General features: G+C 37.7%; 3 protein-coding genes. 2 read left to right on the top strand and 1 reads right to left on the bottom strand.

The window, feature by feature from the left end; genetic code table 11:
- Positions 1–143: 143 nt before the first annotated feature.
- Positions 144–446, bottom strand: a complete 303-nt coding sequence (locus CWATDRAFT_RS30895; RefSeq protein WP_007308627.1) for a hypothetical protein — start codon at positions 444–446, stop codon at positions 144–146.
- Between the two features lie 489 nt (positions 447–935).
- Between CWATDRAFT_RS30895 and CWATDRAFT_RS30890 the strand changes: the two genes are divergently transcribed.
- Together CWATDRAFT_RS30890 and CWATDRAFT_RS30885 are read left to right on the top strand one after the other, a co-directional pair.
- Complete coding sequence (locus tag CWATDRAFT_RS30890; RefSeq protein ID WP_007308628.1) at positions 936–1,601, top strand: discoidin domain-containing protein; 666 nt, start codon at positions 936–938, stop codon at positions 1,599–1,601.
- A 188-nt stretch (positions 1,602–1,789) separates the two neighbouring features.
- Positions 1,790–2,881, top strand: a complete 1,092-nt coding sequence (locus CWATDRAFT_RS30885) for a carbohydrate-binding module family 20 domain-containing protein (RefSeq protein WP_007308629.1) — start codon at positions 1,790–1,792, stop codon at positions 2,879–2,881.
- The last annotated feature ends 121 nt before the right edge of the window (positions 2,882–3,002 follow it).

The following is a 3,002-nucleotide window of genomic DNA, read 5'->3' as shown; positions in this document are numbered from 1 at the left end:
AAAAGGCGCGAGCGATCGCGTCTTTTTTGGTACTTAAATCTAATAAATTGATGAAATGAAAAAAGATTATGATTGCGTTAACAATTCTATCAATAGTTACAGTTTGTGTATTTTTGGGATAGAAAAAGATCATTATCTTTAAATTAGTTACCTTGAGATGAAAGACGACGTTGAATTTCAAGTTTTTGCTGAAGTGTCAAAGTGCGATAAACTTGAGTTTTAACTGACCCAACAATATTACGGAACTGTTCCTTTTGGACTTCAGACATATTAATTGGTCCTAAGGATTCCCTGTAGTCTTTTCCTGCTTCAATCCCCTGAAAAAATTGAGTTTGTTGCGGCGGTGTCAGAACATTTTTAATTTTCAAAACAGTTTCCTGACTTAATTGTTCTAATTGTATTTGTTGCTTTTTGGTGAGGGAAATTGTTGACAGTAGGGGAAACATATTCTCAAGAGACAAGACTTGAGAATATGTTGCTTTTTACAGAGGAATAGTAAAGATTACGATTCCCAATAATAGAGAGAGCAGTCTATGTTTGACTTTGCGGTTCATTATTTTAAATAAGGTCTTTCAAGTTAGAAATATTAGGGATGATTACGATAGCATCTTTTCTGTTAGTTGATAGGCACTAACTCCAAGCATAACTGTATTCTTCAGCCTGAGAAATAAAAACGATACTTTCCACAAAAATAACACTATTTGAGAGACTATTTATGAAGAAAATATAAAAAAATTAAGCAGCACAGATTTCTGGTTGTAATTTCAAGGTAATTATCCATTATCCATTATTGAAAAATGCCTAAATTATCATTCCGAGGTACTCCTAATCTCCAGAAAGTCCTAACCATAATACGTAATATTACACTTGACTCCTTATTGTATTTGCGATAACTTCTAGATATTAATTTGTTGATAATTTAAGAGCAACAGCCAATGAATGTTAAACCTAGTTTGATCATCACAGCTATTAGCCTCGGAATCGGTGTTTTCGCCCCTCAAGCCAAAGCGGCCCTAATTACGGGAGTAACTGTTTCTACTGATATGGGTAATTTTGATCCTAGTCAATTTGACCTTGATGCCACAGTTAATGGCGTTGGTTTACCTGGAAATACTCCTGCTTTAACAGGAATTCATGCAGCTTTTACCTCAACACCTCCTAATATCTGGGCTGGGAATCAGGCAACAGGAAACATTACATTTGACCTTAACGATACCTATGACTTAGCTGGGTTTAGTTTCTGGAATTACAATAATGCTAGTACGATTGGAATTCAGGGTGTAACCGTACAAAGTTCCACCGATGGTATTAATTTTACAACCATTCCAGGAGCTCCAACAGTATTTCAACCAACAGATAATCCTGAGCCTGAGGTTCCTGAACAGTTTAGTTTTACTCCTGTTACAGCTTCTTTTGTTCAGTTTATTGTCAATAGTAATTATGGAAATCCAGTGGCAACTGGTTTTGCTGAAGTACAATTTGATGGAACACTGCCAACACCACCAAAAACCCCCGAACCAACTACTTTGTTGAGTTTAATGTTATTCGGAGGTGGTTTATTTGCTTCTAAAAGTTTGGCTAATCACCGTTCTAAGAAGTAAGCTTATTTTTAACTCATAAAAACCATTGGTTTGAAAAGGCTAAACTTTAGAGCCAATTATTTTAGATTGAGTTTAACCTACATAAATTTGATGGAGAAAGATATTACCCTATTTTTTTGTCAACGTTCATGGTAGAAATGTAGAAAGCTCTGGGTGAAAGTTGTTGCTTTTAAATAGCGGTAAAGTCTATGTATCGATTTCAGATAATTGCACACACGCAAATGGGGGAGTCTATTGGGCTAGTTGGTTCGACTCCTGAGTTGGGGGAATGGGATGTAAGCAAATGTCTCCATCTACAAACCAATGAAGATCAATACCCTGTTTGGTGGGTAGAAACAGACATAGACTTGACTCCCTTTTTAAACTCATCCAATCAGCAGAGGATCGAATATAAGTATGTGCGTTTTTATAGTGATGGCGGGGTAGAATGGGAAACTGTTGGTCCCAACCGTTGGCTACCTTGTCGACCCGATCCAGGTTCTGACACCCTCACTGTAGATGATGGAGCTTTTGGTTATCTACAACCCTGGCCTTATGCTTACTGGGACCAAGCTAATAGAACTCAGAATTTTGCTAAGCCCTTAAAAAATCTAATTCATAAAATTGGCATAGGCTCCAAAACAAGAGAAGATGATATTTTTATAACATCATCACCTCAAGAAAAGAGTTCCCAAGGCTTTCAAAACTGCCTAAAAGAGCTAATTCACAACATTGCCCTGCTCTATAAGGCAAAGAATGGCTTGAAAATCGTTGTCATTGGCAGTTCTGTGGCCTTAGGACATAACGCTTGGTTGATGAAGGGTTGGACTGGTTATCTTCAAGAAGAGTTATACGAAAAATACGGTCATCAACTGGTAAATGTCTCCTTATCGGGGAGTAATGTGACTACCACTATCGATCGCTTTTCTGAAGTAGTCACCCCAGAAAAACCAGACATAGTTATTATTGCCCTCTCTCTGGGTAACGAGGGACTAGCTCATTGTCCCCCCCACGAAAGAGCAGCAAGACAGCGTAAATTTGAAACTGGTTTACAAGAATTGATAGAAATGGTGCGAGAGATAGGAGCTTTTCCCATGTTAGGCTCTGTTTATCCCAATGGAGATTATACTGCGGAGCATTATTGGTTACTACCAAGGACTCATCTAAGGATGCTTAGTTGGGGTATCCCTATCTTAAAATGGTCATCAGGGTTCTATGATGGACAAGGCCGTTGGCGTGAAGGAACTCCTTTGATCTGGCCACCCCAATCCAAAGGACTTCGGTCCTGTTTGAAGCGATAACTTAATTATTCATTTTAGGCAGGATTTTGCCAAAAAAAATTTGTGAACCAGTACATCTATAATGTAAGGCTGAGGTTATTTTAACAAATCGTTAAATGTTATTTGCAAGGTTAATATGCTT

The sequence above is a fragment of the Crocosphaera watsonii WH 8501 genome (assembly GCF_000167195.1).
GTDB lineage: Bacteria > Cyanobacteriota > Cyanobacteriia > Cyanobacteriales > Microcystaceae > Crocosphaera > Crocosphaera watsonii.
This window is presented reverse-complemented; position numbering and strand designations above follow the sequence as displayed.

Coding starts and splice junctions, on each gene's coding strand:
- CWATDRAFT_RS30895 (WP_007308627.1), bottom strand. CDS start 446: ATGTTTCCCCTACTGTCAACAATTTCCCTCACCAAAAAGCAACAAATA.
- CWATDRAFT_RS30890 (WP_007308628.1), top strand. CDS start 936: ATGAATGTTAAACCTAGTTTGATCATCACAGCTATTAGCCTCGGAATC.
- CWATDRAFT_RS30885 (WP_007308629.1), top strand. CDS start 1,790: ATGTATCGATTTCAGATAATTGCACACACGCAAATGGGGGAGTCTATT.